The organism is Nocardia aurea (assembly GCF_003123685.1).
GTDB classification, from domain to species: Bacteria; Actinomycetota; Actinomycetes; order Mycobacteriales; family Mycobacteriaceae; genus Nocardia; species Nocardia aurea.
Genome location: NZ_QCYJ01000005.1, coordinates 118,945 through 145,047 on the forward strand (window position 1 = coordinate 118,945; position 26,103 = coordinate 145,047).

Annotated in this window: 23 protein-coding genes, 1 tRNA gene and 1 pseudogene; 9 read left to right on the forward strand and 16 right to left on the reverse strand. The window is 66.2% G+C overall.

Annotation, left to right across the window (positions count from 1 at the left end):
* Positions 1–60 precede the first annotated feature (60 nt).
* The 4 genes from DAT37_RS01260 to DAT37_RS01275 form a co-directional block, all read right to left on the reverse strand.
* On the reverse strand, positions 61–1,977 hold the full coding sequence (locus DAT37_RS01260) for an ABC transporter ATP-binding protein (RefSeq protein WP_109522797.1): 1,917 nt from the start codon (positions 1,975–1,977) through the stop codon (positions 61–63).
* A complete protein-coding gene (locus tag DAT37_RS01265) occupies positions 1,974–3,707 on the reverse strand; it encodes an ABC transporter ATP-binding protein (RefSeq protein WP_109522798.1) in 1,734 nt (577 codons plus the stop codon). The genes DAT37_RS01260 and DAT37_RS01265 overlap by 4 nt, the downstream gene beginning before the upstream one ends.
* Before the next feature lie 90 nt (positions 3,708–3,797).
* A complete protein-coding gene (locus DAT37_RS01270; RefSeq protein ID WP_109522799.1) occupies positions 3,798–4,265 on the reverse strand; it encodes an RrF2 family transcriptional regulator in 468 nt (155 codons plus the stop codon).
* Between the two features lie 98 nt (positions 4,266–4,363).
* The gene (locus DAT37_RS01275) at positions 4,364–4,906 is read right to left on the reverse strand and encodes a TetR/AcrR family transcriptional regulator (RefSeq protein WP_232839423.1); all 543 of its coding nucleotides are present in this window, start codon (positions 4,904–4,906) and stop codon (positions 4,364–4,366) included.
* A gap of 251 nt (positions 4,907–5,157) precedes the next feature.
* Between DAT37_RS01275 and DAT37_RS01280 the strand changes: the two genes are divergently transcribed.
* Both DAT37_RS01280 and DAT37_RS01285 read left to right on the forward strand, forming a co-directional pair.
* The gene (locus DAT37_RS01280; RefSeq protein ID WP_109522801.1) at positions 5,158–7,452 is read left to right on the forward strand and encodes an MMPL family transporter; all 2,295 of its coding nucleotides are present in this window, start codon (positions 5,158–5,160) and stop codon (positions 7,450–7,452) included.
* Positions 7,453–7,661: 209 nt separating this feature from the next.
* Positions 7,662–9,957, forward strand: a pseudogene (locus tag DAT37_RS01285) (MMPL family transporter).
* A gap of 27 nt (positions 9,958–9,984) precedes the next feature.
* Here DAT37_RS01285 and DAT37_RS01290 read toward each other — a convergent pair.
* Together DAT37_RS01290 and DAT37_RS01295 are read right to left on the reverse strand one after the other, a co-directional pair.
* Positions 9,985–10,233, reverse strand: a complete 249-nt coding sequence (locus DAT37_RS01290) for a hypothetical protein (RefSeq protein WP_232839424.1) — start codon at positions 10,231–10,233, stop codon at positions 9,985–9,987.
* Between the two features lie 441 nt (positions 10,234–10,674).
* Positions 10,675–10,890, reverse strand: coding sequence for a hypothetical protein (locus DAT37_RS01295; RefSeq protein WP_109522802.1), 216 nt, complete (start codon positions 10,888–10,890; stop codon positions 10,675–10,677).
* Between the two features lie 129 nt (positions 10,891–11,019).
* Between DAT37_RS01295 and DAT37_RS01300 the strand changes: the two genes are divergently transcribed.
* Complete coding sequence (locus DAT37_RS01300) at positions 11,020–11,382, forward strand: DUF6191 domain-containing protein (RefSeq protein WP_198654036.1); 363 nt, start codon at positions 11,020–11,022, stop codon at positions 11,380–11,382.
* A 21-nt stretch (positions 11,383–11,403) separates the two neighbouring features.
* Here the strand turns inward: DAT37_RS01300 and DAT37_RS01305 are convergent, their stop codons facing one another.
* The 5 genes from DAT37_RS01305 to DAT37_RS01325 form a co-directional block, all read right to left on the reverse strand.
* Complete coding sequence (locus tag DAT37_RS01305) at positions 11,404–11,817, reverse strand: type II toxin-antitoxin system VapC family toxin (protein ID WP_109522803.1); 414 nt, start codon at positions 11,815–11,817, stop codon at positions 11,404–11,406.
* Positions 11,810–12,061, reverse strand: a complete 252-nt coding sequence (locus DAT37_RS01310; RefSeq protein ID WP_109523199.1) for a type II toxin-antitoxin system Phd/YefM family antitoxin — start codon at positions 12,059–12,061, stop codon at positions 11,810–11,812. Before DAT37_RS01310 ends, DAT37_RS01305 begins: the two co-directional genes overlap by 8 nt.
* Positions 12,062–12,202: 141 nt before the next feature.
* Positions 12,203–12,293, reverse strand: a tRNA-Ser gene (locus DAT37_RS01315).
* 55 nt (positions 12,294–12,348) lie between these two features.
* Positions 12,349–12,783 (reverse strand): nucleoside deaminase, encoded by a 435-nt coding sequence (locus tag DAT37_RS01320; protein ID WP_408637358.1) that lies wholly within the window; start codon positions 12,781–12,783, stop codon positions 12,349–12,351.
* 40 nt (positions 12,784–12,823) lie between these two features.
* Positions 12,824–13,363 carry a tRNA adenosine deaminase-associated protein gene (locus tag DAT37_RS01325; RefSeq protein WP_109522804.1) on the reverse strand — a complete coding sequence of 180 codons (540 nt, stop codon included), beginning with the start codon at positions 13,361–13,363 and terminating at the stop codon, positions 12,824–12,826.
* Between the two features lie 58 nt (positions 13,364–13,421).
* On the opposite strand from DAT37_RS01325, the gene DAT37_RS01330 reads away from it, so the two are divergent.
* A complete protein-coding gene (locus DAT37_RS01330; RefSeq protein WP_232839425.1) occupies positions 13,422–14,372 on the forward strand; it encodes a prephenate dehydrogenase in 951 nt (316 codons plus the stop codon).
* A 6-nt stretch (positions 14,373–14,378) separates the two neighbouring features.
* Here the strand turns inward: DAT37_RS01330 and DAT37_RS01335 are convergent, their stop codons facing one another.
* The 3 genes from DAT37_RS01335 to DAT37_RS01345 form a co-directional block, all read right to left on the reverse strand.
* Entirely contained in the window at positions 14,379–14,975 is a 597-nt protein-coding gene (locus DAT37_RS01335; RefSeq protein WP_109522806.1) for a putative glycolipid-binding domain-containing protein, read from the reverse strand.
* Between the two features lie 110 nt (positions 14,976–15,085).
* Positions 15,086–16,891: an ABC transporter ATP-binding protein gene (locus DAT37_RS01340; RefSeq protein ID WP_198654062.1), complete on the reverse strand. Its 1,806-nt coding sequence runs from the start codon at positions 16,889–16,891 to the stop codon at positions 15,086–15,088.
* 98 nt (positions 16,892–16,989) lie between these two features.
* Positions 16,990–18,888 (reverse strand): ABC transporter ATP-binding protein, encoded by a 1,899-nt coding sequence (locus DAT37_RS01345; protein WP_232839427.1) that lies wholly within the window; start codon positions 18,886–18,888, stop codon positions 16,990–16,992.
* Between the two features lie 159 nt (positions 18,889–19,047).
* Between DAT37_RS01345 and DAT37_RS01350 the strand changes: the two genes are divergently transcribed.
* The gene (locus DAT37_RS01350; RefSeq protein WP_109523202.1) at positions 19,048–19,326 is read left to right on the forward strand and encodes a putative quinol monooxygenase; all 279 of its coding nucleotides are present in this window, start codon (positions 19,048–19,050) and stop codon (positions 19,324–19,326) included.
* Positions 19,327–19,545: 219 nt separating this feature from the next.
* Here DAT37_RS01350 and fadD32 read toward each other — a convergent pair whose 3' ends face one another.
* Both fadD32 and DAT37_RS01360 read right to left on the reverse strand, forming a co-directional pair.
* The gene (gene fadD32, locus DAT37_RS01355) at positions 19,546–21,465 is read right to left on the reverse strand and encodes a long-chain-fatty-acid--AMP ligase FadD32 (RefSeq protein WP_198654037.1); all 1,920 of its coding nucleotides are present in this window, start codon (positions 21,463–21,465) and stop codon (positions 19,546–19,548) included.
* A 121-nt stretch (positions 21,466–21,586) separates the two neighbouring features.
* On the reverse strand, positions 21,587–22,837 hold the full coding sequence (locus DAT37_RS01360) for a KasA/KasB family beta-ketoacyl-ACP synthase (RefSeq protein WP_109522808.1): 1,251 nt from the start codon (positions 22,835–22,837) through the stop codon (positions 21,587–21,589).
* A gap of 341 nt (positions 22,838–23,178) precedes the next feature.
* Between DAT37_RS01360 and DAT37_RS01365 the strand changes: the two genes are divergently transcribed.
* From DAT37_RS01365 to DAT37_RS01380, 4 genes are all read left to right on the forward strand, one after another.
* Positions 23,179–24,312 carry a DNA cytosine methyltransferase gene (locus tag DAT37_RS01365; protein WP_109522809.1) on the forward strand — a complete coding sequence of 378 codons (1,134 nt, stop codon included), beginning with the start codon at positions 23,179–23,181 and terminating at the stop codon, positions 24,310–24,312.
* Positions 24,309–24,719 carry a very short patch repair endonuclease gene (locus DAT37_RS01370; RefSeq protein ID WP_109522810.1) on the forward strand — a complete coding sequence of 137 codons (411 nt, stop codon included), beginning with the start codon at positions 24,309–24,311 and terminating at the stop codon, positions 24,717–24,719. The genes DAT37_RS01365 and DAT37_RS01370 overlap by 4 nt, the downstream gene beginning before the upstream one ends.
* A gap of 270 nt (positions 24,720–24,989) precedes the next feature.
* Complete coding sequence (locus DAT37_RS01375) at positions 24,990–25,700, forward strand: DUF998 domain-containing protein (RefSeq protein WP_109523204.1); 711 nt, start codon at positions 24,990–24,992, stop codon at positions 25,698–25,700.
* Complete coding sequence (locus DAT37_RS01380) at positions 25,693–26,085, forward strand: RidA family protein (RefSeq protein WP_109522811.1); 393 nt, start codon at positions 25,693–25,695, stop codon at positions 26,083–26,085. The genes DAT37_RS01375 and DAT37_RS01380 overlap by 8 nt, the downstream gene beginning before the upstream one ends.
* Positions 26,086–26,103 lie beyond the last annotated feature (18 nt).

Below are 26,103 nucleotides of genomic sequence, written 5' to 3' on the forward strand. Positions count from 1 at the left end.
ACCGCGCCGCAGGGCCGGTGGCACCTGCGGCGATCGGCGTGTTCGGCCGCTCAGGCGGCTCTAGGCATCCGAGGCCGCGGCCGCGAACTGGGAGTTGTACAGGCGGTAGTACGCGCCACGTTCCGCGAGCAGACGCTCGTGGTTGCCGTGTTCGACGATGCGCCCGGATTCCATGACGACGATCAGATCGGCGTCGCGGATGGTCGAGAGCCGGTGCGCGATGACGAAACTGGTGCGGTCGCGGCGCAGCGCCGCGGTAGCGTGCTGCACCAGCAGTTCGGTGCGGGTGTCGACCGAACTCGTCGCCTCGTCCAGGATCAGGATGGACGGTTTGGCGAGGAACGCGCGGGCGATCGTGATCAGCTGCTTCTCACCGGCGCTGACCCCGGACCCCTCCTCGTCGATGACGGTGTCGTAACCGTCGGGCAGCGCGTGCACGAACCGGTCGACGTACGCGGCGCGGGCGGCGGCGAGGATGTCCTCTTCGCTCGCGTCCGGATCGCCGTAGGCGATGTTCTCCCGGATGGTGCCCTTGAACAGCCAGGTGTCCTGCAACACCATGCCGATCCTGGAACGCAGGTGGTCGCGGGTCATCTCGGTGATGTCGACATCGTCGATGGTGATGGTGCCCGCGTCGAGTTCGTAGAACCGCATCAGCAGGTTGACCAGCGTGGTCTTACCCGCACCTGTCGGTCCGACGATGGCGACGACGTGACCGGGTTCGGCCACCAACGACAGCCGCTCGATCACCGGCTTCTCCGGTTCGTAGCGGAACGACACCGCCTCGAATTCGACGCGGCCCCGATCGACCGGGCGCGCGTTCTCGACCGCCGGATCGGGTGACTGCTCTTGCGCGTCGAGGATTTCGAAGATCCGCTCGGCCGAGGCGACGCCGGATTGCAGCAGGTTGGCCATCGCGCCGATCTGGGTCAGCGGCTGACTGAACTGCCTGGAGTACTGGATGAAGGCCTGCACCTCGCCGAGCGAGATATGCCCTGTCGCCACCCGCAGCCCGCCGACCAGCGCTACCAGCACGAAATTGATGTTCCCGAGGAACATGATGGCGGGCATGATCAGCCCGGAGATGAACTGCGCCTTGAAACTCGCGTCGTAGAGATCCTGGTTCCGCTTGTCGAATTCCTCGCCGACCTCGCGGTTGCGGCCGAACGCGGTGACCACCTCGTGCCCGGTGTAGGCCTCCTCGACCTGGGCGTTCACCATGCCGGTGTATTTCCACTGATTCACGAAATGCGGTTTGGAGCGTTTGGCGATCTGGGCGGTGACCACCACCGCCGCGGGCACCGTGAGCAGGGCGATCACGGCGAGCAGCGGCGAGATCCAGAACATCATGATCAGGATGCCGATCACCGAGAACAGCGACGTCAGCAACTGGCTCATGGTCTGCTGCAAGGTCTGCGAGACATTGTCGACGTCGTTGGTGACCCGGCTCAGCACGTCACCGCGCGGCGAGGAATCGAAGTAGCGCAACGGAAGCCGGTGGATCTTGTCCTCGACCTCGCCGCGCAGCCGCTTGACGGTGGTGTTGATGACGATATTGAGCAGATATCCCTGCAACCAGCTGAAGACGGCCGCGCCGATGTAGAGCGCGAGCACCAGCATCAGCACCCGGCCGACGGCGGAGAAGTCCACTCCGACACCGGGTACGACATCCATGGCGCCGAGCATGTCGGCCAGGGTGCCCTCGCCGCGCGCACGCAGCGTTTCGACGACTTCGTCCTTGCTCATCCCGGTGTACGGGGTGAGTTGTTTGCCGACCAGGCCGTCGAAGACGATATTGGTCGCCTTGCCGAGGATGTAGGGACCGAGGGTGTTGAGTACCACCGAGGCGATCACCAGTGTGACGATCAGCCCGACGTAGAACTTCTCTGGCGCGAGTCTGCGCAGTAGTCGTTTCAGCGAGGGGCCGAAGGATTTCGGCTTGGCCTCGGGCGCACCCGGCCCGGCACCGGGCCTCATCGGACCTCCTCCGCGCTCAGCTGGGATTCGACGATCTCCCGGTATTCGGGACAGTCACGGAGTAATTGATCGTGCGTGCCGATGCCCGCCATCTCACCGTCCTCGAGAACCACGATCTGGTCGGCATCGCGGATGGTCGAAATTCGTTGCGCCACGATGATCACCGAGGCGTCTTCGGTTTCCGGCCGCAACGCCTCGCGCAGCCTGGCATCGGTCGCCACGTCGAGCGCGGAGAACGAGTCGTCGAACAGGTAGATCCGCGGCCTGCGCACCAGCGCCCGCGCGATGGCCAGACGCTGACGCTGTCCACCCGAGACGGTGGTGCCACCCTGGGCGACAGGCGTGTCGAGGCCCTGCGGCATCTCGCGGACGAAATCGGCGGCCTGCGCGATCTCGAGCGCGCGCCACAGTTCGTCGTCGGTGGCGTCGGGTTTGCCGTAGCGCAGATTGGTCGCCACCGTGCCCGAGAACAGATAGGCCTTCTGTGGGACGAGGCCGATCTGGTTGCGCAGCAGTTCGAGATCGGCCTGCCGCACGTCGGTGCCGCCGATGATCACCGCGCCGTCGGTGACGTCGACCAGCCGCGGAATCAGATTGAGCAGCGTGGTCTTGCCCGCACCCGTCGATCCGACGATCGCGGTGGTCTTACCCGGCTCCACGCGGAACGAGATACCCGTCAGCACCGGTTTCTCCGCGCCGGGGAAACTGAATTCGGCGGCGGCGAATTCGATCGAGCCGGGATCGCCCGTGAGGGGTTGCGGCTTCGACGGCGGCACCACCGAGGTCTCCGTCTCCAGCACCTCGCCGAGCCGATCGGCCGAGACCGCAGCGCGCGGGGCCATCATGGCCAGGAACGAGGCCATCATGACGGCCATCAGGATCTGCATGATGTAGGACAGCATCGCGGTGAGCGAACCGATCTGCATGGTGCCGTCGTCGATCAGGTGACCGCCGAACCAGATCACCCCGACCGCCGTCACATTGCTGATCAGCATGACCGTCGGGAACATCAGCGCCATCAAGCGGCCGACCCGCAGCGATGTCTCGGTGAGATCGCTGTTGGCCACCCCGAAGCGCCAGGTCTCCTGCCGTTCCCTGACGAAGGCGCGAACCACCCTGATGCCGGTGATCTGCTCGCGCAGCACCCGGTTCACCTCGTCGATGCGGAACTGCATCTCGCGGAAGCCCGGCACCATCTTGGCGACGATGAAACCCATCGAGAGCCCGAGTGCGGGAACGGCGATCAGCAGCAGCCACGACAGATCGAAATCCTCGCGAAGCGCCATGAAGATACCGCCGACGCACATGATCGGCGCCATCACCAGAATCGTGGCCGACATGACGATCAGCAGCTGAACCTGCTGAATATCGTTGGTATTGCGGGTGATCAGCGACGGTGCGCCGAACATTCCGACCTCGCGGGCGGAGAAGGTGCCGACTCGGTGCAGCAGGGCGCCGCGCAGGTCTCGGCCCGCGCCCATCGCCGCCTGCGCGCCCAGGTACACCGAGAACGCCGACGCCACGATCTGCACCGCGCTGACCGCGAGCATCCAGAGGCCGGTCGTCCAGATGTAGCCGATATCACCTTTGGTGACGCCGCCGTCGATGAGATCGGCGTTGAGGCTCGGCAGGAAAAGCATCGCGATCACCGAGATCAGCTGAAGGACGACGACCCCGGCCAGCTGAGCGCGATAGGGATTCAGATATGTACGAAGCACGCTGATCAACATGATGAAGGCAGGCTACCGGGTGCGGGTGAAATACGTCTCGAACTTTCCTGACCAGCGTTGATGTCCGATTTCGGAGGATTCACATACCGCTCACCGTCGTGCCCAGGCACCCGAGTCCTCGGTGAGCGCCTCGACGAACGCGGGCAGTTCGTCGAGTGCGATCTCGGCGATCGAGACATTCTCCAGCACCGAGCGGATATTGACGCGCAGCGCGATCCACACCCGCTGCAACGGCCGCGCCGCTCCCCCGTATTCGACATCCTCGGGCCGCTGCCCGCGCACCGAGGCCAGCGGACCTTCGATCGCACGGATGACATCGGCGATCGAGATCTGCGCGGCGGGCCTGGCCAGCCAGTAGCCGCCGTCCGGACCGCGCCTGCTGATCACCAGTTCGGCCCTGCGCAATTCGCCGAGAATCGTTTCGAGCACCTTGGGCGGGATCCGCTGCGCCGACGCGATGGCATCGGCCTTGAGCGCCACGTTGCCGCTGTGCTGTGCCGCACGGGCGATTTCGAGCAGGGTTCGCACCGCGTAGTCGATCTTCGCGGTGATGTGCACGGGATTACTCCTGGACGCTGAGCGGTCGTCGAAAACGGTCCGGCCGGACGATCCGCTCGAATCTACGCCGAACCGTCCCGGTGGCGGGCATGCGGACGCTACCCCGATCCGATGCCGGTCAACACCGAGGTCGCCGCGTCGAGCAGGGTGGTGGCGACGGTGGCGTCGTCCGCGGCGGGAACGAATTCCTTCGACGTCAGCGCCACCCCGAGCACCTCGAGCGCGGCACAGGCGCGCAATTGCATTTCGGGAGTCGCGGACGGTCCGGCGAGCCAGGTGCGCAGTACCCGGTTGGCGTTCATCAGATCCGGATACCGGTCGGCCATCGCGTTGAGGATCGCCACGGTGTCGCGAATACACAGCGCCCCGGCGTCGCGGTTGCGGATCATCCCGCGCAGGTAGGTGCGCAGGACCGCGCGAATCCCCTCCGCGTCGTGGGGTACCGCGTCTATGTCCTCCACCACATCCCGCATGTGGTCGACGATCGGATCGATGATCGCGAGAAGCAGGTCAAGTTTCGACGGGTAGTGGTAGTAGAGCGAAGCCTTTGTGATTCCTACCGCATCTGCGACCTCGCGAAGGCTGGTCTGCTCGAAACCTTTGCTGCCGAAAAGCTTCACCGCGGCATCGCGAATCGCCACTTTGGTACTTCTACCAGCGACGACGCTTTCCGATACTGCACGGACGACCATCCGATGATCCTCTCACCACTACTGCGGGCAGCCAACGGCCCCACTGAAATCGAGGTTGTATCTCCGCTTAGCCGATGGGTAGTCTACCTACCGCACGGTAGGCAGGAGCGTCACATTGGAGGCGGGGACGATCAGGGCCCCGCGAGTGCTGTCTACGCGCCACGATCCAGCACGTCCCAGTCACCGCTAGGAGTTCACTCGTGTCCGTATACCTCTATAGATGGGGAAAGCTCGCTTTCCGCCGGAAATGGATAGTGCTACCGGTCTGGCTTGTGCTGTTCGTTCTGATCGGCGGCTTGGGCTCCCAGCTCAGCAAGCCGATGACGAACGACTTCAGTATGCCCGCCCTTCCATCGGAGCGCGCCAACGAGATCCTCGACAAACACTTCCCCGGCGCCTCGGAAGCGTTCAAATTCGATGCCGTCACCGGCACGTATGTGATCGCCGCGCCCGAGGGCCAGAAACTGACCGACCCGGCGAACCGTGCGGCGCTCGATGCGTTCATCGCCAAACTCGGTCAGCTCGATATCGTGGATCACGCCAAACCGCTGACCAATCCGGTCGAGACCGCCGACAAGATGGGCTGTCTGACCAACCCGGATCCGTCGCAGTGCAGTGGCGCACCGCTCAACGTGCTCAACAAGACCGAACCGGCGTCCGTGGCCTTCATGAGCGTGCCGTTCACCATCCCCACCTTCACCGATATCACCGACGAGCAGCGTGAGGCCGCCTACGACGTCGCCGCCGACGCGCGCAACGCCGGACTCACCGTCGAGATGAGCGGCTCGATCGCCCAGACCAACGAGGGTCCGACCGGCAAGGCCGAGATGATCGGCATGGGCGTCGCGCTGATCGTCATGATCATCGCCTTCGGAGCGATCGTGGCCGCGTTCATCCCGATCGTCACCGCGATCGTCGGTCTCGGCGCCGCCATGTCGCTGATCATGCTCGGTACCTCCATCACCGACGTGCCCAGTTTCACCACGTTCCTGGCCTCGATGATCGGTATCGCGCTCTCGATCGACTACGCGCTGTTCATCGTCTCGCGCTACAAACACGAACTCGCCGTGCAGGATTCACCGGAGGAAGCGGCCGGTATCGCACTCGGCACCGCCGGTTCGGCGGTGGTGTTCGCCGGTCTGACCGTCATCATCGCGCTCGCCGGACTCGGCATCATCGGCGTGCGGTTCATGACGTTCATGGGGCTCGGTGGCGCACTCGCCGCCGCGCTCGCGGTGCTCGCGGCCATCACCCTGATGCCCGCGCTGCTCGGCGCGTTCGGCCGGTTCCTGTTCACGCCGAAGCTGCCGCTGGTCGCCCAGCACGATCCCGAGGACGACACGCAGGTCACCAACGGTATGCGCCTGGGTCGCCTGATCGGCAAGGCCCCGTGGGCCGCGCTGATCCTGAGCGTCGCGGTACTCGGCGCGCTCGCCGCACCCGCCGCGGGTCTGAACCTGGGTCTGCCCGGTGAGGACAGCCAGCCGAAGACGACCACCATCCGCAAGGCCTACGAACTTCGCACCGAGGGGTTCGGCGAGGGCAGCAACGGTGTGCTCAATATCGCCGCCGACCTCAGCGGCGTCCCCGCGGACAAGCGCGAAGAGGCGGTCGAGGCGCTGCGGAGCAAACTGGCCTCGTATCCGAATATGGATTACGTGACCGCGCCGCAGTGGAGCGAGGACAAGCAGGGCGCACTGCTCGACGGCGTGCCCGAATTCGGTCCGAACAACCAGGACACCAAGGATCTGGTGTCCGACGCCAGGGACGCGGAGGCCGAATTCGAGGCCGCCTACGGCATGGCGTACGGCGTCACCGGCAGCACCGCCATCGCGGCCGATATCGACCACGTACTGCTCAGCAAGATCGCGCCCTACCTGGCGATCGTCGCGGGCGCGGCGTTCGTGCTGCTGATCCTGGTATTCCGCTCGATTCTGGTACCGCTGACAGCGGCGCTGGGCTTCCTGCTGTCCATGGCGGCCACCTTCGGCGCGACCGTGCTCATCTTCCAGGAGGGCGCGCTCGGACTCATCGATGATCCACGTCCGCTGATCAGCTTCCTCCCGATCATGTTGATCGGTCTGGTCTTCGGCCTCGCGATGGATTACCAGGTCTTCCTGGTCACCCGCATGCGCGAGGAATACGTGCACGGCAAGTCCGCGAAGGACGCGATGGTCTCCGGCTACCACCACGGCGCCAGGGTCGTCACGTCGGCGGCGATCATCATGATCTCGGTCTTCGCGTCCTTCCTGCTGGAATCGGACGCGATCGCCAAGCAGATGGGCTTCGCGCTCGCCGTCGGCGTGCTGCTGGACGCCTTCCTCGTCCGCATGGTGCTGATCCCCGCGCTCTTGACCATCATGGGCAAGTGGTCGTGGTGGATGCCGAAGTGGCTGGATCGGATCGTGCCCGAGATCGACGTCGAGGGCTCGAAACTGGTCGAACTACAGAAGAAGACGGTGGACATCACCAAGGAACCCGTCCGTGTGAGCTGATCACGCGCTCGGTCGACGATCCTTCGGCCCCGTACCCCTACCCGGGGTACGGGGCCGAAGCCGTATCGGCATGTGATCTTGAACTCGGGCTCGGCGCGCAGCAGACTCGGGGGTAGTTCGACTCTTCAGCTCGGTGCTTCGCCGATGCACGGCGGTCGGTGGAGAAATTCGTGATCCGGATCGACCCCGACCATCGCGAGGAGAACGCTGTGTCCGTCTACCTGTATCGGTGGGGAAGGTTCGCCTTCCGGCACAAATGGATCGTGCTGCCGATCTGGGCGGTGCTCTTCGTCGTCCTCGGCGTGCTCGGCACCCAGCTGAAACAACCGATGACCGATGACCGATGACTTCAGCCTGCCGAACCTGCCCTCCGAACGGGCGACCGAAATCCTCGACGAACATTTCCCCGGCATGTCCGAGGCATTCGAATTCGACGCGGTCACCGGCACTTACGTCGTCGGCGCGCCCAAGGGCGAGAAACTCACCGACCCGGCCAACCGGGACACGGTGGCCGCGCTGATCGGGCAGATCGAGCAGCTCGGAATCGTCGATCACAGCACGCCGATCGTCGACCCGATCACCGCGACCGAGGAAATGGGCTGCCTGGTCCCGAATCCCGATCCGAGCACATGCAGCGGCGCGCCCATGAACGTGCTCAACAAGACCGAACCGCAGACCGTCGCCTACTTCAGCGTGCCGTTCACGATCGCGAACTTCAGCGATATCACGGCCGAGGATCGTCACGCCGCCTACGACGTCGCCGCTCCCGCCCGCGACGCCGGACTCACCGTGGAGATGAGCGGCACCATCGCGATGGATCAGGAGGGGCCGAGCGGACAGTCGGAGATGATCGGCATGGCGGTCGCGTTGGTCGTGATGATCGTGGCGTTCGGCGCGATCGTCGCCGCGTTCGTCCCGATCGTCACCGCGCTCGTCGGCCTGAGCGCGGCGACCTCGCTGATCTTCCTCGGCACCTCGTTCCTCTCGATCCCGAGTTTCACCACCTTCCTCGCCACCATGATCGGCATCGCGCTCTCGATCGACTACGCGCTGTTCATCGTCTCGCGCTACAAACACGAACTCGCGGTGCGGGAACTCCCCGAGGAGGCGGCGGGCACCGCGCTCGGCACGGCGGGCTCCGCCGTGGTGTTCGCGGGCCTGACCGTCATCATCGCGCTGGTCGGACTGGCCGTGGTCGGCGTGCGATTCCTGACGTTCATGGGTTTGGGCGGCGCGGTCGCCGCCGCGTTCGCCGTACTCACCGCGATCACCCTGATGCCCGCGCTGCTCGGCGCGTTCGGCAGGTTCCTGTTCACACCGAAACTGCCGATCGTCGCCCAGCACGATCCCGAGGACGACGACCAGGTCACCAACGGTATGCGGGTCGGCCGGTTCATCGGCCGGTTCCCGGTGCTGACCCTCGTGCTGAGCATCGTGGTTCTCGGCCTGCTCGCCGCGCCCGCGGTGAATCTCACCCTCGGTCTGCCGGGCGAGGACAGCATGCCCGAGACCTCCACGGTGCGTAGGGCATACGAATTACGCACCGAGGGTTTCGGCGAGGGCAGCAACGGCGTCCTCCAGGTCGCGGTGGACCTGAGCGATGTCGCGCCGGAAGCCAGACCGGAAGCGCTTGCGGCACTGCGCGATACCCTCGCGTCCTATTCGGGCATGGAGTATGTGACGCGACCGACGATGAGCCGGGACGGGCGGGGCGCACTACTCGACGGAGTGCCCGAGGCCGGGCCCAACAACCAGGAGACCAAGGATCTGGTGCGCGATGCCCGCGACGCCGAGAACCCACTGCGTGAGCGATACGGCATGACCTACGGCATCACCGGCACCACGGCCATCTACGCCGACATCGACCACGTGCTGCTCAGCAAGATCGTCCCCTACCTGGCGATCGTCGCGGGCGCGGCGTTCATCCTGCTGATCCTGGTGTTTCGTTCCATCCTGGTGCCGCTGACGGCGGCGCTGGGCTTCCTACTGTCCATGGCGGCCACCTTCGGCGCGACCGTGCTCATCTTCCAGGACGGCGCGCTCGGACTCATCGAGGACGAACACGCGATCGTCAGCTTCCTGCCGATCATGTTGATCGGCTTGGTATTCGGACTCGCCATGGACTACCAGGTCTTCCTGGTCACCCGCATGCGCGAGGAATACGTGCACGGCAAACCGCCGAAGCAGGCCATGATCTCCGGTTACCACCACGGGGCGCGGGTCGTCACCTCGGCCGCGATCATCATGATCTCGGTCTTCGGTTCCTTCATCCTCGAAACCGACGCCACCGCCAAGCAGATGGGTTTCGCCCTGGCCGCCGGCGTGCTGCTGGACGCCTTCCTCGTCCGGATGGTGTTGATCCCCTCGCTGCTCGCGCTGATGGGCACGTGGTCGTGGTGGATGCCGGGATGGCTGGACCGGATCGTTCCCGACATCGACGTGGAAGGCGCGAAACTGCACGCCCTGCGGACCGATTCGACAGTCACCGAATCCACGTCGGCCTGATCGCGGCCGGACGACGGGCGCGAGCCCCTATTCGCTGGGTTGCGGCAGATCGCCGCATTCGGAGAGTTTCGGATTCAGGCCCACGTAGTTGAGCGGACCCGCGACGGCCGTGAGCGCGATGGTGCCGAAACCCGCGCAGTTGATCGGCCCGATGACGAAGTAGTTCCGCTGGCCTGCGGCGATCATGCCGATGGCCAACCAGATCAGGACCAGGAGGCTCCCGACTCGCATGCCGAACTCGTGGGACGGTCGGCCGTAGGTCGCACGCTCGCGCATAGTCATCGCATCCTTCCGCACTCGCGTAAGGGCCGGAAACTCGTACAACCCTCCGCTACCTGCTTTCATGCCCCACGAAGCGTCCCTGCACCGCTACAGCAATTTTTTCAGCGGGATCTGGTAATTTCGCGGCATCTTTTTCTCACTCGGGGGCATATTCAATGTTTCTTGTGAAACATCGCTCTACGCTGCGCGGTAACTCAAATTCTCCGGCCCGAATCGACTCCCGGCACTTTTCGGAGCGCGATCGGTATACAAGATCATCCGGTTCGCAAACACATCGCGATCTGACCGCAACCTATCGCCCGACCGAATGTGCATCCACCCGGCAAACCCAGTTCGCCTCCGCGGCAACGACACCCGTGCCATCCCCGCCGACGCGTATCCCCCGGACACGAAAACGGGCCGGATGCTCGCGCACCCGGCCCGTTCTCCGAACCACTACGGACTCGGCTGCGGCACGTTGCAGTCATCGATCTTCGGATTCACCCCCATGTAGTTCAGGGGCCCCGCGATGGTGGTCACCACGATGGTGCCGAAACCTGCGCAGTTCACCGGCCCGCTGTCGAAGTAATCGCGCTGCGCCGCGGCGATGACGCCGATGAGCAACCAGACAAGGACAATCAGTCCACCGATTCTCGAATAACTGTCACGCATTGTTCCAACGCGGCTCCGTCGGTGACGCCTCGAACGTCACACCTGTCCGCGCTCCTTACTTCCGCACATACCCCGTTCCGGACAAAACATCCGCGGGAACATCGCATTAGTTCCGTTCGTTCAGCGGGGGTGACAGGACTGCTGGCGTGGATGATCCCCGGCTGGGTGCTGCTGCTGGTCGCGGTGGCCGTCTTCGAAACCCTCACGCGCAAGCGACGCCGACGCCGCACCCCCATCGCCGCCACCTTCACCGACGAATTCACCGCGCTGTTCTACCCCACCAAACGCATGGAACTCGACCACCGCGAATCCATTTCGATGCTCCGCGACGATCACACCCGGGCGGCCCCACCCCCGGTCACGGTGGATCTCACCCGCCGCATCGTCACCCTCGAGCCGACCTCGGCCGCGATACCGTCCGGTGAAACCGCACCCGCGAATGTGCCCGTTCCGCCACGGATCCGAGCGCTTGCGTCGCAAGACGGGCGTTGAACGCGCCCGTCCAGTGACCATCTAGACCGCGACGAGGTTCAGCAGCGGTTCGAGCCCCTTGAAGTCGTCAGGGTTACGGGTGTACAGCGGCAAGCTGAACTGGACCGCCGTAGCGGCTATCTGTAGGTCGGCCACGCGACCCCGCGGCTTGCGTCCGATCTGCTCCAGGAGAAACGCCAACGACCCGTAGACGTTGGCCGTCTCGGCGTCGAACGCGAGCGGGTTGAAAGATCTTGCCACCCACTGAAACTGGAGCTGGCGTCGGGCCTGTTTCATCGGGTCCGCGGTGGAGTGCAATCCCGCCGCGAGTTCGGCGAGACTCACCGCGCTGATGGCCGCTTCCGCTTCTTCGGGTAGCGATGAATACACCTCGGAGTAATCGATGAGGACCGACGTGTCGAGCAGCACGTGCCGAGGAACAGCGGGCTCATTCACGGCCAGGCATCTCCTGGTCGATCATCGCGTCCATGTCGGCACGCCACTCGCTGTAGTCGACATGCGGTAAATGGGCACTTGTACGGGTGAGCTCGGCGATCGGCACAAAGGTTCGCCGTGCCAGCGGTCTGAGTTCGGCAACAGCTTTGCCATTGCGGGTGATAGTGAAGCTCTCCCCGGCTTCGACCGCGGCGAGAACTTTGCCACTGTCATTGCGGAGGTCGCGCTGCTGGATAGTCCTCATAGCTTCCAAGCTACCCATGGTGCTACACGGTGTACAGAGTGCTACAGCAAAACGGCACTTGTTTCATCGAACGCTTGCCGGGTGAAGCGTGTTCTTATGGTATGAAAAAGCCCCTGACCTGCACTTGCAGGTCAGGGGCTCTGGCGGTGGCGGAGGGATTTGAACCCTCGGAGGGGGGTTACCCCTCACACGCTTTCGAGGCGTGCTCCTTAGGCCGCTCGGACACGCCACCGCCGAGAACAATACCGGAAGGGCGCTGGATCGCTAAATCGCCTGGAACCGGGCGGTCAGCGACGCTGCTGGAAGAAGGTGTCGAGGAGGGCGGCGCATTCGGGTTCGAGGATTCCGCCCCTGACGTCGGGGCGGTGATTGAGGCGACGGTCCCGCACGACGTCCCACAGCGAGCCGACCGCGCCGGTCTTGGGCTCCCAGGCGCCGAAGACGACCCGGCCGACGCGGGCGAGGACCAGGGCGCCCGCGCACATCGTGCACGGTTCGAGGGTGACGGCCAGGGTCGCGCCCTCCAGCCGCCAACTGTCGCCGAAGACGGCGGCCGCACGGCGCAGCGCCAAGACCTCGGCGTGGGCGGTGGGGTCACCGAGGGCCTCGCGCGCGTTCGCGGCGCGCGCGAGTTCGCGGCCTTGCGCGTCGAAGACGACCGCGCCGACCGGGACATCGCGGGGGTCGGCCTCGGCAGCCGCCGCGATGGCGGCACGGACCATCGCGGTATCCGAAATGATCGGGTTCTGCGGCAGATTCACGTCACCGAGGCAGTTTGTCCAGCACCGCGGATAGTTCGTTGGCGAAACCGAGTCGCTGGGCGATCATGCCGAGCTGTTCGTCCGGGTACAGGTCGGTCTCGGCGAGGATGACGCTCAGCACGGGCTCGGGCAGGCCGAGATCGGCGAGCACACCGAGATCGCCTTCTTCCCAGGGTTCGATATCGTCGAGTTCGTCGGGTTCGATATCGGGAATCTCGACATTGAGCGCTTCGAGGACGTCGGCGGCGATGTCGTATTCGATCGCCGCGGTGGCATCCGATACCAGCAGCCTGGTTCCGCTCGGCGCCGGACGCAAGACGACGAAGAATTCGTCATCGATGTCGAGCAGGCCGAACACCGCGCCCGAGCTGCGCAATGCTTTGAGTTCGTCCTCCGCCACGGACAAATTGGTGAGCGCTTCCGAGCTCAGCGGACTACACCGCCATTTGCCGTCTTCGCGGACAACCGCCACTGCGAACCCTTCCACGTCGTCGTAATCTTCCGACGTCGCCCTGTTAGTGCCCGAGCGCTGTGCTGCCATGGCCGCAACGGTAGTCTGCCTGACCCGAAATGTTGAAGTCGTATGCCAATCTGTTCCGGTGACTTCCGACCAGAAAGCGCCGGTTTGCGTCCTCGGAGCCGGTTTGATCGGCGGTTCCCTGTTGCGGGCCGCCGCCGACGCCGGATATCGAGCCTGGGGATACAACCGATCCGAGGCCGGGGTCACGGCCGCGGTCGCCGACGGTTTCGACGTCTCCGCTGATCTGCCCGCCACCTTGACCCGCGCCGCCGAGGCGGACGCGCTGATCGTCATCGCGGTCCCGATGCCCGCGGTGGACCACCTGCTCGGTGCCATCACCACCTTCGCCCCGGACTGCGCGCTCACCGATGTCGTCAGCGTGAAGGGTCCGGTGGCCGACGCGGTGCGCGCGCACGGTCTCTCCCGCCGCTACGTCGGCGGGCACCCCATGGCGGGCACTTCCGAATCCGGCTGGGCCGCGACGAATTCCGACCTGTTCGAGTCCGCCGTATGGGCGGTCGGGGTCGATCCGGGCACGCACGCGCTGACGTGGACCCGGGTGACCCGGCTGGCGCTGGACTGCGGCGCGGTGGTGGTGCCGGTGACATCGGAGGACCACGACCGCGCGGTCGCCAGGATCTCGCACCTGCCGCACGTCCTGGCCGAGGCGCTCGCGGTCGCGGGCGCGAGCGGCGGACCGCTCGCGCTCGGCTTGGCCGCCGGATCCTTCCGCGACGGCACGCGGGTCGCGGCCACCGCGCCCGACCTGGTCCGGGCGATCTGCGAGCCGAATCGCGACGCCCTGTTGAGCGTGCTCGACGACACGCTCACGGTGCTCGGCGCGGCCCGCGACAGTCTGCGCGCCGACGGCTCGCTGGCCGATCTGATCGCGGCCGGACACGACGGCCGCACGGCCTACGAGGACAGCGAACGCTGGGAGATCACCGATATCCGCCCCGGCGACCACGACTGGCTGGAACGGATGCGCGAGGCGGGCAGGCGCGGCGGGGTGTACACCGCGCGGGCGTGAACCGGCTCAGATGCGTTCGGCGAGGCCGGGATAGTCGAGCAGGAATCCTTCCGCGTCCACGGTGACGGTCGCGCTCGACACCGGCGACAGCACGCTGATGCCGTCGACTCCACTGCTGTAGGTGAGACTCGCCTCCTGCACGAGCAGGTCCGGCAGCCGCACGTAGACGACGGGAACCTGCACGTCGTCGGCCCGGTGTTGCAGGCCGAACCGGCGAATCGGAAGGGTATTGAAGAACGGGCTGAGCACGACGTCGACGTCGAGCGCACCGGCGAAGGTCGAGCGCACGTGGCTGCCGCCCGCGTCGACGAGCCAGTAGCTCTCCTCGTCCCTGGCGATCGACGCGTGCCGTTCCCCCGCCGCGGTGGTGGTCCGCAGGGATAGTCGCTTGGTGGCGCCGTTCTCGTCGGTGACCAGATCGTAGGACGCACTGAACGCGGGATGATCCGCGCAATCGCCACCGATCATGCGGCCGGCGGCGCGGATGCGATTGCCGTTCATGGTCACGCGCACCGACTCCATCCGCGTGGCATTGTGGGACCGCCACGTGAGAATCGCCGGCCACCGGGATGCGCTCTCGGAGCCAGGGGCTGGATTGGTCACCTATCTACCGTAAGCGACAAACCCCCGGCAACCGCATCGCACCGGCGTCTGCCCTCGTCACACCGCGAATCTCGTCCTCTTTTCTGCCGGGTGGATCACAGGTCGACGCGTCACACCAGCGACTCCCGCCACGCCGCGTGCAGCCCGGCGAACCGGCCCGCGCCCGCGATGAGCTGGGCCGGTGCGCCGTCCTCGACGATCCTGCCCTGTTCGAGGACGAGCACCCGGTCGGCGATGGCGACGGTCGAGAGCCGGTGGGCGATGATCACGGCGGTCCGTTCGCGCAGCACCGTCTCCAACGCCTGCTGCACCTGACGCTCGCCCGGGATATCCAGGCTGGAGGTGGCCTCGTCGAGCACGATCACGGCGGGGTCGGCCAGGAAGACCCTGGCGAAGGCAACGAGTTGGCGCTGCCCCGCGGACAGCCTGCCACCGCGCTTGCGCACATCGGTGTCGAAACCGTCGGGCAGGGCCGCGACGAAATCGTGCAACCCGACCGCGCGGGCCGCCGCGTACACCTGCTCGTCGGTCGCGTCCGGCCTGCCGAGCCGGATGTTGTCGGCCACCGATCCGGCGAACAGATAGGCCTCCTGCGTCACCATCACCACGTGCCGTCGCAGATCCACGTCGGAGAGTGCGCGCAGGTCGACACCGTCGAGGGTGACCGTGCCGCCCGACGGGTCGTAGAACCGCGTCAGCAGTTTCGCCAGCGTCGATTTACCCGCGCCGGTCGCGCCGACCAGGGCGATCACCTGGCCCGCCGGAATATCGAGGGAGAATTCCGGGAGCACCGCGCGCACCCGCCCGCCGCCGTCGCGGTCCGGTTCCGCGCCGGGCAGCGTCCCGTAGCCGAACCAGACGTGATCCATCCGCACCGCGCCCGCCGCCTGCGCCAGCGGTGTCGGATCGGCGGGTTCTGGCACCGAAGGACGCTCCTCCAGCACCCCGGAGATCTTCTCCAGCGCGGCGGCGGCGGACTGGTAGGAGTTGAAGACCTGCGCGAGCTCGTCCAGCGGGCCGTAGAACTCGTTGAGGTAGAGCAGGTAGGCCGCGAGGACGCCGACCGCGAGATTGCCCTCGATGACCTGCCAGGCGCCCACCACGATGACGATCACCGTCGTCAGATTGCCGAGCAGCCTGGTGAGTCCGGCGTAATCGCCCATGCCGCGCATGGCGACGATGGTCGACGACGCGAATTCCCCGTCCTCGACGGCGAGAACCGATTCGTTGCGCTGTTCACGGCGGAACGTCTGCACCGCGCGTATGCCGCCCATCGATTCGACGAACTGCACGACGACCCTGGCGATGGCGACACGCGTGCGTCGGTATCCGGCCCGCTGCCTGCGCTGCGCCCAGCGGGTGACCAGCGCGAGCGGTACGAAGCCGACGAGCACGATCGCGGCGAGCAACTGGTCCAGGTAGATCAGGATGGCGGCGATCGTGATGACCGAGAGGATCGCGCTCAACGCCTGGTCGAGTGCGCCTTTCAACAATTCCTGGAGGGTTTCGATATCGCCGGTCAAGCGGGTGACCACCTTGCCCGAGGTGTACTTCTCGTGGAAGGACACGCTCAACCGCTGGGTGTGCGCGAACAGCCGCACCCGCAGATCGAAAAGCACGCTCTGACTGAGCCGCCCCGAGACGCGGAGGAAGAAATACGTGGTGAGCACGCCGATGCCGACCGTGGTCAGATAGCCGGTCACCGTCCACGCCAGCGGAGCCCAGTCGCCCTCGGCTCCCCGGGCGATTCCGGTGTCGAGACCGTGCGCGATGAACAGCGGCGCCGAGACCATGGCCGCGTTGTCGATGACGATGAGCGCCAAGGCGAGCACCGCGAGGGAACGGTAGGGGCGGGCCAGACTCATCAGCAGTCGCCGGGATCGTCCGGCCAGCACCACGTTTCCGGCCTCGGTCATCTCGCGGTCCTCGCCCGCGATCCCCCGCCAGTCGGCGGTGTCGTCCCCGGCCGGATCGCGAGGGGTCTTCTCGTTCGGTCGCGCGGTCTCGCTCGTGCTCACGCGTCCGCCTCCGATCGGGTACTCGACTGCGCGCCGACCGCCGCGTCCACGGGATCGGATGTGCCGCCCATCAATTCCCGGTAGTGGGCGCTGGTGCGCAACAACTGTTCGTGGGTGCCCTCGGCGGTGATGCGACCGTCGGCCAGCACCGCCACCCGGTCGGCGAGCGACGCGGTCGACGGACGGTGCGCGACCAGCAAGGTCGTCGCTCCGGCGAGCACGGTGCGCAGCCGTTCCTGCACCCGCTCCTCGGTTTCCACGTCCAATGCCGACAGCGGGTCGTCGAGCACCATGATTCTCGTTCGCTGACCGGCGCTCTCGCTGGTCAGGACCGCGCGGGCCAGGGCGAGACGCTGACGCTGTCCGCCGGACAGGCTCAGGCCCTGCTCGCCGATCCTGGTGTCGAGCCCCCACGGCAGGTCGTTCACGAAATCGGTGGCCTGCGCGACGTCGAGCGCGCGAAGCACATCGGCGTCGGTGGCCTCGGGATCGCCGAGCGCGACATTCTCGCGCACGCTCGCCGAGAACAGCACCGGATCCTCGAACGCGACCGTCACCAGCGAACGCAGATCCGCCAACCGCATCGACGCGACATCGATACCGTCGATGGTGACGGCGCCGCTCGACACGTCGTACAAACGCGGAATCAGGTTGAGCAGCGCCGTCTTCCCGCTTCCCGTCGCCCCGACCAGCGCCACCGTCTCACCGGGGCGCACCCGGAGCGTGACATCGCGCAGCACCCGGTCCTGCGGCTCGCGAGCGCTGTCACCGGTGCGCGGAAAAGCGAAACCCACCTTTTCCAAACGCAATTCACCGGCGACCCGCGCGGGCAGCCGGACCGGATCGACCGGATCGGCGATATCCACCGGCGTATCGATGATTTCCCAGTAGCGGTCGGCCGCGGTACGCGCGTCGTTCAGTTCGGCGAGCAGGAACCCCATCCAGATGAACGGCCACTGGAGGAAGGTCGCGAGGGTGATGCCCGCGACCAGGGTGCCCAGCGTCATGGTGCCGTGCGCCACCGCGTACCCGCCGTATCCGAGCGCGAACGCGATGGCCAACTGCGGCAGACTGCGCATCGCCGACCACAGCGTGGCGTCCAGGCGGACCTTGAGCAGTTCGGTCTTCCTCAGCTCCCGTGACTGCACGGTGAACCGGGTGCCGAAGTACGCGCCGCGCCCGAACGCCTTGAGCACCCGCACCCCCTGCGCGGATTCCTGCGCCGTCGTCGCCAGGTCACCGGATTGGTCCTGCGAGCGACGCGAAGCCACCTCGTAGCGGCGGACGAACCGAAAACAGATGGCGGTCACCGGGATCGAGATCAGCGTGAAGATCAGGCCGACCTGCCAGCTCAGCGCGATCAGCGTCAACAGACCCACCGGGATGACGACGATATGGATACACATGAACGGCCCGGCGAACGCGACGAAGCGGCGCATCGTGGCCAGATCGTCGACGGCGCGGGAGAGCAATTGCCCGGATTCCCAGGCGTCATGCCTGCCGATCGCCAAGGACTGCAACTTGCGATAGATCTTGGCGCGCATGGTGATCTCGAATTCGGTGGCGGGCACGGCGATCAGCCATCGCCTGCCCCAGATCCCCACGGCTTCGAGCACACCGAGTACGCCGACCAGCGCGACCGGTCCCGCGATGGCGGGGAAATCTCGATGCGCGATCGGACCGTCGATGATCCGGGCGATCATCAGGGGGATCACGATGGCTGTCAGCGTCGACAGCACCGCGAGCACGGTCGCCCACACCAGAACCGTGCGATGCGGACGCAGATACGGCCAGAAACGCCGCAGTGAGTGCAGGCGGCCCGACGCCGGTACGGCGGGCCGCTCGGGTAAATCGGTGTCCGGTTCAGTGGACTGCGACCGCGTTGCGACAGACAATGATCCCCCTGCTGATTCCTGGTTCGTCACATGGAAGAACGAGGCGCCCAGCGAAACTCGCACAGGAGCCCGACTTTCCAGGATGGCATCAGCGGCCACACCGACCAAGCGGTTTTCAGTGCATCGGTAGCCCCGGCGAACAGGCAATACACTGCGAAGGTGCTCATCGTCGCCGGACATCTGAAGGTCATCGACCGTGATCGATATCTCGCGCAATGCCGCGAGGTGGTCGAGCTCGCCCGCGCGGCGCCCGGCTGTCTCGACTTCGGGATCGGCCCCGATCTGGTCGACCCGGACCGCGTGAACGTCTTCGAACGCTGGGTCGGCCGGGCCGAGGTCGAGGCTTTCCGCGGCGCGGGCACGTCGGGTGAACTGAACGGACAGATCGTCGGCGCGGATGTCAGGGAGTTCACCTACGACAGCGAAACCCGGCTGTAGTGAGTGGATGCGCACCCGTGCGTCGTCCGGCCACCGGGTGATCTCGTGGCGCCCCCGCGGCTGCGCGGTGGTCGACAATTCGGGGAACGTCGGTGGGCGGGCGAACGATACGCCCGCCCACCGACGCCGACGTGATCCCGGCACCGTGGAACCTCGCGCGGAGCAACCGGCATCACGGCCGACGAGCGGTGGTTCCGCGATACGTCGCTCACAGCGGAATCACCGCACCCCGGCGCGCTCCACCTCCACCGTGTCGGGGAACGCCTGCTGCTGGTAGCCACCGCGCAAGGTGCCTTCGAGATAGGCGGCCCGGCAGGCGCGACGCGCGATCTTTCCGCTCGATGTACGCGGAATCGACCCGGCGGGGACGAGAAGTAGATCGCGCACCGTGACACCGTGACGCTGGGCGATGGCGGCGCGCACGATATCGGCGACCGGTTCGGGATCGATCTTGCCCGCGCCGGTGCCGCGTTCGGCGACCACCACCAGTTGTTCGGAACTGTCCTCGGCGTCGAAGCGCAGACCCGAATGCGAGCCCTGGGCGAAGACTTCGGCGGGCAACTGGTTGGCCGGCACCGAGAAGGCGGCGACGAACCCCGGCCGCAGTGCCGAATTCGCCTCCTGCGCCGAGAATTCCAGATCCTGCGGATAGTGGTTGCGCCCGTCGACGATCACCAGATCCTTCACCCGGCCGGTGATGTAGAGCTCGCCGTCGAGGTAGGCGCCGTAATCGCCGGTACGCATCCATTTGGCCCCGGGGTCGGTGCCCTCGGCGTGGCTGTTCTCGGGCAGTCGGCAGATCAGCGTGTTGTGGAAGGTTTCCGCGCTCTCCTCGGCGCGCCCCCAGTACCCGATGCCCATATTGTCGCCGTGCAGCCAGATCTCCCCGACCGTGCCGTCCGGCTGTTCGGCGCCGTGCTCGGTATCGACGATGACCGCCCACTGCGAGTGCGCCACATATCCGCAGGACACCTGGGCGATGGCGTTCTCGACGCCCGGGTCGACCTCGACCATGCGGCCCGCGTTCAATTCCGCGCGATCCACGTGGACGACGCGCGCCTCGTCAGAACTCTTCGTCGCGGAGACGAACAGCGTCGCCTCGGCCATGCCATAGCAGGGTTTGATCGCGCTCTTCGGCAGCCCGTAGGGGGCGAAGGCATCGTTGAATTTGTTGATCGACGACATCGACACCGGCTCGCTGCCGTTGATCAACCCGATCACATTCGACAGATCGAGTTCGTCGCCGTTCTTCGGGAGTCCACGCGCCGCGGCGTGTTCGAAAGCGAAATTGGGTGCGGCGGCGAATGTTCCGGCTCCGTCGGATACCGCGGCCAGTTCCTTGATCCACCGGTAGGGACGCCGGACGAAGGCGCTCGGCGACATGATGGTGATGTAGCCGCCGCCGATGGTCGGCAGGATCACGCACAGCAGTCCCATATCGTGGAACAACGGCAACCAGGTGACCCCGCGCGAATTCTCGGTGACACCGATGGCATCGATCATCTGGAGCAGATTGGTGCCGACCGCCCGGTGGGTGATCTCCACACCCGCCGGTGACCGCGTCGATCCCGATGTGTATTGCAGGTAGGCCACGTCGTCGATCTTGATATCCGGACGGAACCACTGCGCTCCGACGCTGTCGGGAATCGCGTCGACGGCGATGATGCGCGGGCGCTGCGACGCCGGCAGGTGCCGGAAGAACTCGCGAACGCCCGCCGCCGCCGTGGAAACAGTGAGGATCGCCGCCGGGGAACAATCGTCGAGAACGGTGCGCAGTCGATCGGTATGTCCCTGTTCGTCCGGATCGAACAGCGGGACCGCGATATTGCCCGCGTAGACCGCGGCGAAGATCGAGATGACGTAGTCGAGGCCCTGCGGGGCCAGGATCGCCACCCGGTCCCCCGGACTCGTCACCTGTTGCAGTCGAGCCGCCACCGCGCGCAGCCGGATTCCGAACTCTCGCCAGGTCAGATCCTGGTATTCACCGTCGACTTCCCGGGAGTAGTCGATGTAGCGGTACGCGAGACCCTCCCCGTTCTGCGTACTGTGCTTGTCCACGAAATCGATCAGGGTCTGGTCACCCGGAATCTTGATCTTGCCTTTTTCGTCCACGTAATCGTCAAAGGTCTCGCCGATCATTCGCCATATCCTTTATCCAACGCACGCGCGAAGCGTGCAGTGACACCGAACACAGAACGACACTGGAGCGCCGGGAAGATTAGCAGGTCCGAGACCGGACCTCATACCCTCCCGGCATCACTCAGTACCTGCCGAAGGCCAACGCGACGTTGTGACCGCCGAAGCCGAAGGAGTTGTTCACCGCGTAATCGATCTGCCCCGGCCGCGCCTGACCTCGCACGATATCGAGATCGATCTCGGGATCCTGGTTGTCGAGATTCAAGGTGGGCGGGACCACGCCGTCGCGGATGCTCAGCACGGTGAGCACCGATTCCAGCGCGCCGACCGCGCCGATCGAATGGCCGAGCGCCGACTTGGGCGCGTAGACCGACGCGTGATTGCCGATGGCCTTGGCGATCGCCCTGGCCTCGGCGGTGTCGCCGATCGGGGTGGCGGTGGCGTGCGCGTTGATATGACCGATATCGTGCCTGGTCAACCCGGCGGTCTCGATGGCCCGCGTCATGGCGCGCGCGGCCCCGGTCCCTTCCGGATCGGGGGCGACCAGGTGGAAGCCGTCGGAGGTGACGCCCGCGCCCATCAGCCTGGCGTGGATCGTCGCGCCGCGCGCCTTGGCGTGTTCCTCGGTCTCGATCACCATCATCGCGCCCGCCTCGCCGAAGACGAAACCGTCGCGATCGACGTCGAACGGGCGGGACGCGGATTTCGGGTCGTCGTTGCGCATGCTCATCGCGCGCATCATGGTGAACGCCGCGATGGCGATCGCCTGGATCGACCCCTCGACCCCGCCGGTGACGACCATGTCGGCATCACCCATCACGATCATCTTCCACGCGTTGGCGATGGCCTCCGAACCCGACGAACAGGCCGAAACCGGTGTCGCCACCCCGCCTTTCGCGCCGAGGTCGACCGAAACGCACGCGGCGGCGCCATTGGGCATGATCGCCTGCACGGTCAGCGGCGACACCTTGCGGTATCCGCCGTTGGCCAGTTTGTCCCGCGCGTCGATGATGGCCTCCGCGCCACCGAGTCCGGTGCCGATCGAGACGCCGAGCCGTTCGGTGTCCACCTCGGGACTGCCCGCGTTGCGCCACACCTCACGGCCGAGCACCGTCGCCATCTGCTCCACGTAGGCCAGCCTGCGGGTTTCCGCGGGGGTCAGGCTCGCGGCGGGCGGCACCTTCAGATGCCCGCCGATGCGCACCGGCAGCTCGAACTGGTCGATGAAGGAGTCCTCCAGGATGTCGATGCCGCTTTCGCCGTTGAGCAGTCCCTTCCAGGTCGAGTCGACATCGCCCGCGATGGACGTCGTCGCCGCAAGGCTCGTGACGACCACGCTGGGGAAATCCCCGCGGGTGGTGGACGGAATCTGCATTCGATGGCTCGCTTTCCTGGCTTCGCTTGGATGGATCCGGGAACTGCGCGTCGACGCGAGGAGCGCGTCGGGAGACAAATCTCTGGAGACAACCGGCTGGAGACAAACCGTCTGGAGACAAAACACAGAGCAAGGCGAGAGGAACCGCCCCTACCGTCGAGAAGCCGCATTCGAAATACGGCCGATTGGCATTATCGGGGAGGCAGAGCTGATCCGCAGCATGACACGCGAACTCGGTTCGCGCCACCCCAGGGCGGTATTCACGACCGCCGTGACTCGAGTAGTCTCGGCTCCCATCGTGGGTTCGCGAGACGCAGAAGGGGTTGACGGTGACGGGGCGGATGGTCGGGTTGTTCGCCGGGATCGGCGGACTCGAACTCGGCCTGGCACACCACGGCTGGCACACCGAACTGCTCTGCGAGATCGATCCGGGCGCCCGCGCGGTGCTCACCCACCACTTTCCCGACGTCGAACTGCATACCGATGTCACCAGGCTGCGCGCGATCCCGGCCCGAACCGAGCTGGTCGCGGCGGGTTTTCCGTGTCAGGACCTGTCGCAGGCCGGACGCACCGCCGGTATCACCGGGCCTCGGTCCGGACTGGTCGACGAGGTGTTCCGCCTGGTGCGCCGCAAACGCGGACCACGCTGGCTGCTGATCGAGAACGTCCCCTTCATGCTGCAACTCGGCCGGGGCGCGGCGATGCGGCACATCACGATCGCGCTGGAGGAGCTCGGTTACACCTGGGCCTACCGGGTGGTGGACGCGAGGGCGTTCGGGCTGCCACAGCGCAGGCAGCGGGTCCTGATGCTGGCCTCACGCACCGAGGACCCACGGCCGGTGCTGTTCGGCGCGGACGCCGGGGCGCTGGAAATCGGTGACCAGGAACAGGATCCGTGCGGCTTCTACTGGACCGAGGGGGTCCGCGGGCTCGGCTGGGCGGTCAACGCGGTGCCGACGCTCAAGGGCGGTTCCGCGCTCGGCATCGCGAGTCCGCCCGCGGTGCGGCTGCCGTCAGGCGAACTGGTCACCCCCGGCATCGCCGACGCCGAACGACTCCAGGGTTTCGCCCCCGGCTGGACCGCGCCCGCGGTCACCGCGGCCGGTGTGCGCCAAGGCCACCGCTGGAAGCTGGTCGGTAACGCGGTGAGTGTCAGGATGGCCGACTGGGTCGGCGCGCGCCTGGCCGCACCGGACGGAACGACGCCGGAATATCTGCCGCTCGCCCCGGGAGCCCCGTGGCCGGTGGCGGCGTGGGGGCACAACGGCGTCACCCAGCGGGCCCCGGTCTCGACCTGGCCGGTACACGAACCGTACGAGGACCTGAAGAATTTCCTGACCGATTCCCGGCTGCTCTCGGCCCGGGCGACGGCGGGATTCCTGCGGCGAACCGGAATGGGCAGACTGCGATTCCCGCCCGGATTCCTCGACGACGTGGAAAGCCATCTCGATCGGATGGGCGGCTGGGCGGCATGACCGAACGTCCGCCCACCGATGCCGCCACCAGCGCGCGGATGTCGCGGCAGCGGCGGACGGGCACCAAGCCCGAACTGGCATTACGTCGCGAACTACACCGGCGCGGACTGCGCTATTTCGTGGACCGCGCGCCGCTGGCCGGTCAACGCCGCCGGGCCGACGTGGTCTTCCCGAGGCTGCGGGTCGCGGTCTACGTCGACGGTTGTTTCTGGCACCGCTGCCCCGAACACGCCACCGATCCGAAGAACAACGCGCAGTGGTGGGCGGCGAAATTGGCCGGAAACGTCACCCGAGATCGAGCGACCGACGCGGAATTGACGGCGGCGGGCTGGCATGTGGTGCGCGTGTGGGAACACGAGGACGCCGCGGCGGCCGCGGACCGGGTACAGGCCGCGCTGGAGAATTGAACGTCACCGGTGGCGTACGCGAACGAGATCACGTGGCGCGTGTGCCGCCAGATAGCCGGACGCCGCTATCGCCGCCATCATGGCGAAGCCGGTGACGGCTGTCGCGAATCCGATCATGAGACCTCCTCGGTTGCGTACTCTCCACCCTCGGTGGCCAACCTGATAGGACGCTGTGTTTCCGATGGTAATGCCGTACGAACCGATAACTCGGCAAGGAATCGCGGTCGGGTGGTCGGCCATCGCGAACGTGCCGCGGCGGACAATGTGCGAGTGACCGACAACCCGGGGATCGCGGAACGACGAGCACGTGCGGGGTCGTGGTTCATCGCGGCGGCGATCGCTGTCGCCGGACTCTGTTATTCCTCGTGGGTGCTCGAATTCGCGTTACCCATCGATGTGGACTCGGTGAATACCTTCCTCAGTGAACTCGACGCCGAAGGAAAGCCGTATCGGGAAATATTCTCGACCGCCGATAAAATAGTCGGCGCGTTACTCATTCCCGCCGCGATCGGCGGACTGCTGCTCTTCCCGCGCCGCGCACTGACCACCGTCGGCTGGATCGCGCTGCTGTGCTTCGGCGCGTCGACCATCGCCGACGTGCTGATGCCGCTGCACGACTGCGCCCCCGGCGAGGACTGCGGCGGCGGCCTGTTCCCCCAGCTGCATCAGCCCCACGCGTTGACCAGCACGCTCGCCGTCACCTCGATCGCGGTCGCGGTCTTCGCGTTCACCCTGGCCGCCTACCGCTACCACCGCTGGCGGATCCTGCGGGAGGCGGGCGTGGTGATCCTGGTGGTCGGTGCGTCGGCGACCGTGTGGATGCTGGTCGCCGACAACCTGACCGGCGATTACGCCCTCGGAATCGCCCAGCGCATCCAGGTCGGATCCATGTCGCTGTGGCTGATCACGCTGGCGGCGGCGGTCGTGCTGGAAGCACGGGAGTGGACCGAACCGGTCGTGCCATGCTCGGATCATGGTTGAACGCCTGAAGATCTCGTCCGAATCCGAGTTCGAGGACATCGTCGGTTATTCGCGAGCGGTACGCGTCGGCGATTTCGTCGCGGTCAGCGGAACCACCGCCGCCGCGCCCGGCGGCACCGCCGTCGGCGGGGACGATATCGCCGAACAGACCCGTGAAGCCCTGCGCCGCATCGCCGGTGCCCTCACCGAAGCCGGGGCGAAACTCGACGACGTCGTCCGCACCCGCATCTTCGTCACCGATATCGCCCGCTGGCCGGAGGTCGCGCGAGCTCATCGCGAGGTCTTCGGCACGATCCGGCCCGCGGCGTCGATGTATCAGGTCAGCGCGTTCATCACACCGGCCCTGCTGGTCGAGATCGAAGCGGACGCGATCGTCGGCGAATAACCGCCGAGCGGTTCGCGC

What these genes read in the sequence shown, in the direction of transcription:
- DAT37_RS01260 (WP_109522797.1), bottom strand. Translation starts at nt 1,977, where the DNA reads ATGAGGCCCGGTGCCGGGCCGGGTGCGCCCGAGGCCAAGCCGAAATCC.
- DAT37_RS01265 (WP_109522798.1), bottom strand. Translation starts at nt 3,707, where the DNA reads ATGTTGATCAGCGTGCTTCGTACATATCTGAATCCCTATCGCGCTCAG.
- DAT37_RS01290 (WP_232839424.1), bottom strand. Translation starts at nt 10,233, where the DNA reads ATGCGCGAGCGTGCGACCTACGGCCGACCGTCCCACGAGTTCGGCATG.
- DAT37_RS01295 (WP_109522802.1), bottom strand. Translation starts at nt 10,890, where the DNA reads ATGCGTGACAGTTATTCGAGAATCGGTGGACTGATTGTCCTTGTCTGG.
- DAT37_RS01310 (WP_109523199.1), bottom strand. Translation starts at nt 12,061, where the DNA reads ATGAGGACTATCCAGCAGCGCGACCTCCGCAATGACAGTGGCAAAGTT.
- DAT37_RS01320 (WP_408637358.1), bottom strand. Translation starts at nt 12,783, where the DNA reads ATGGTCCGTGCCGCCATCGCGGCGGCTGCCGAGGCCGACCCCCGCGAT.
- DAT37_RS01325 (WP_109522804.1), bottom strand. Translation starts at nt 13,363, where the DNA reads ATGGCAGCACAGCGCTCGGGCACTAACAGGGCGACGTCGGAAGATTAC.
- DAT37_RS01340 (WP_198654062.1), bottom strand. Translation starts at nt 16,891, where the DNA reads ATGACCGAGGCCGGAAACGTGGTGCTGGCCGGACGATCCCGGCGACTG.
- fadD32 (WP_198654037.1), bottom strand. Translation starts at nt 21,465, where the DNA reads ATGATCGGCGAGACCTTTGACGATTACGTGGACGAAAAAGGCAAGATC.
- DAT37_RS01360 (WP_109522808.1), bottom strand. Translation starts at nt 22,837, where the DNA reads ATGCAGATTCCGTCCACCACCCGCGGGGATTTCCCCAGCGTGGTCGTC.
- DAT37_RS01365 (WP_109522809.1), top strand. Translation starts at nt 23,179, where the DNA reads ATGGTCGGGTTGTTCGCCGGGATCGGCGGACTCGAACTCGGCCTGGCA.
- DAT37_RS01370 (WP_109522810.1), top strand. Translation starts at nt 24,309, where the DNA reads ATGACCGAACGTCCGCCCACCGATGCCGCCACCAGCGCGCGGATGTCG.
- DAT37_RS01380 (WP_109522811.1), top strand. Translation starts at nt 25,693, where the DNA reads ATGGTTGAACGCCTGAAGATCTCGTCCGAATCCGAGTTCGAGGACATC.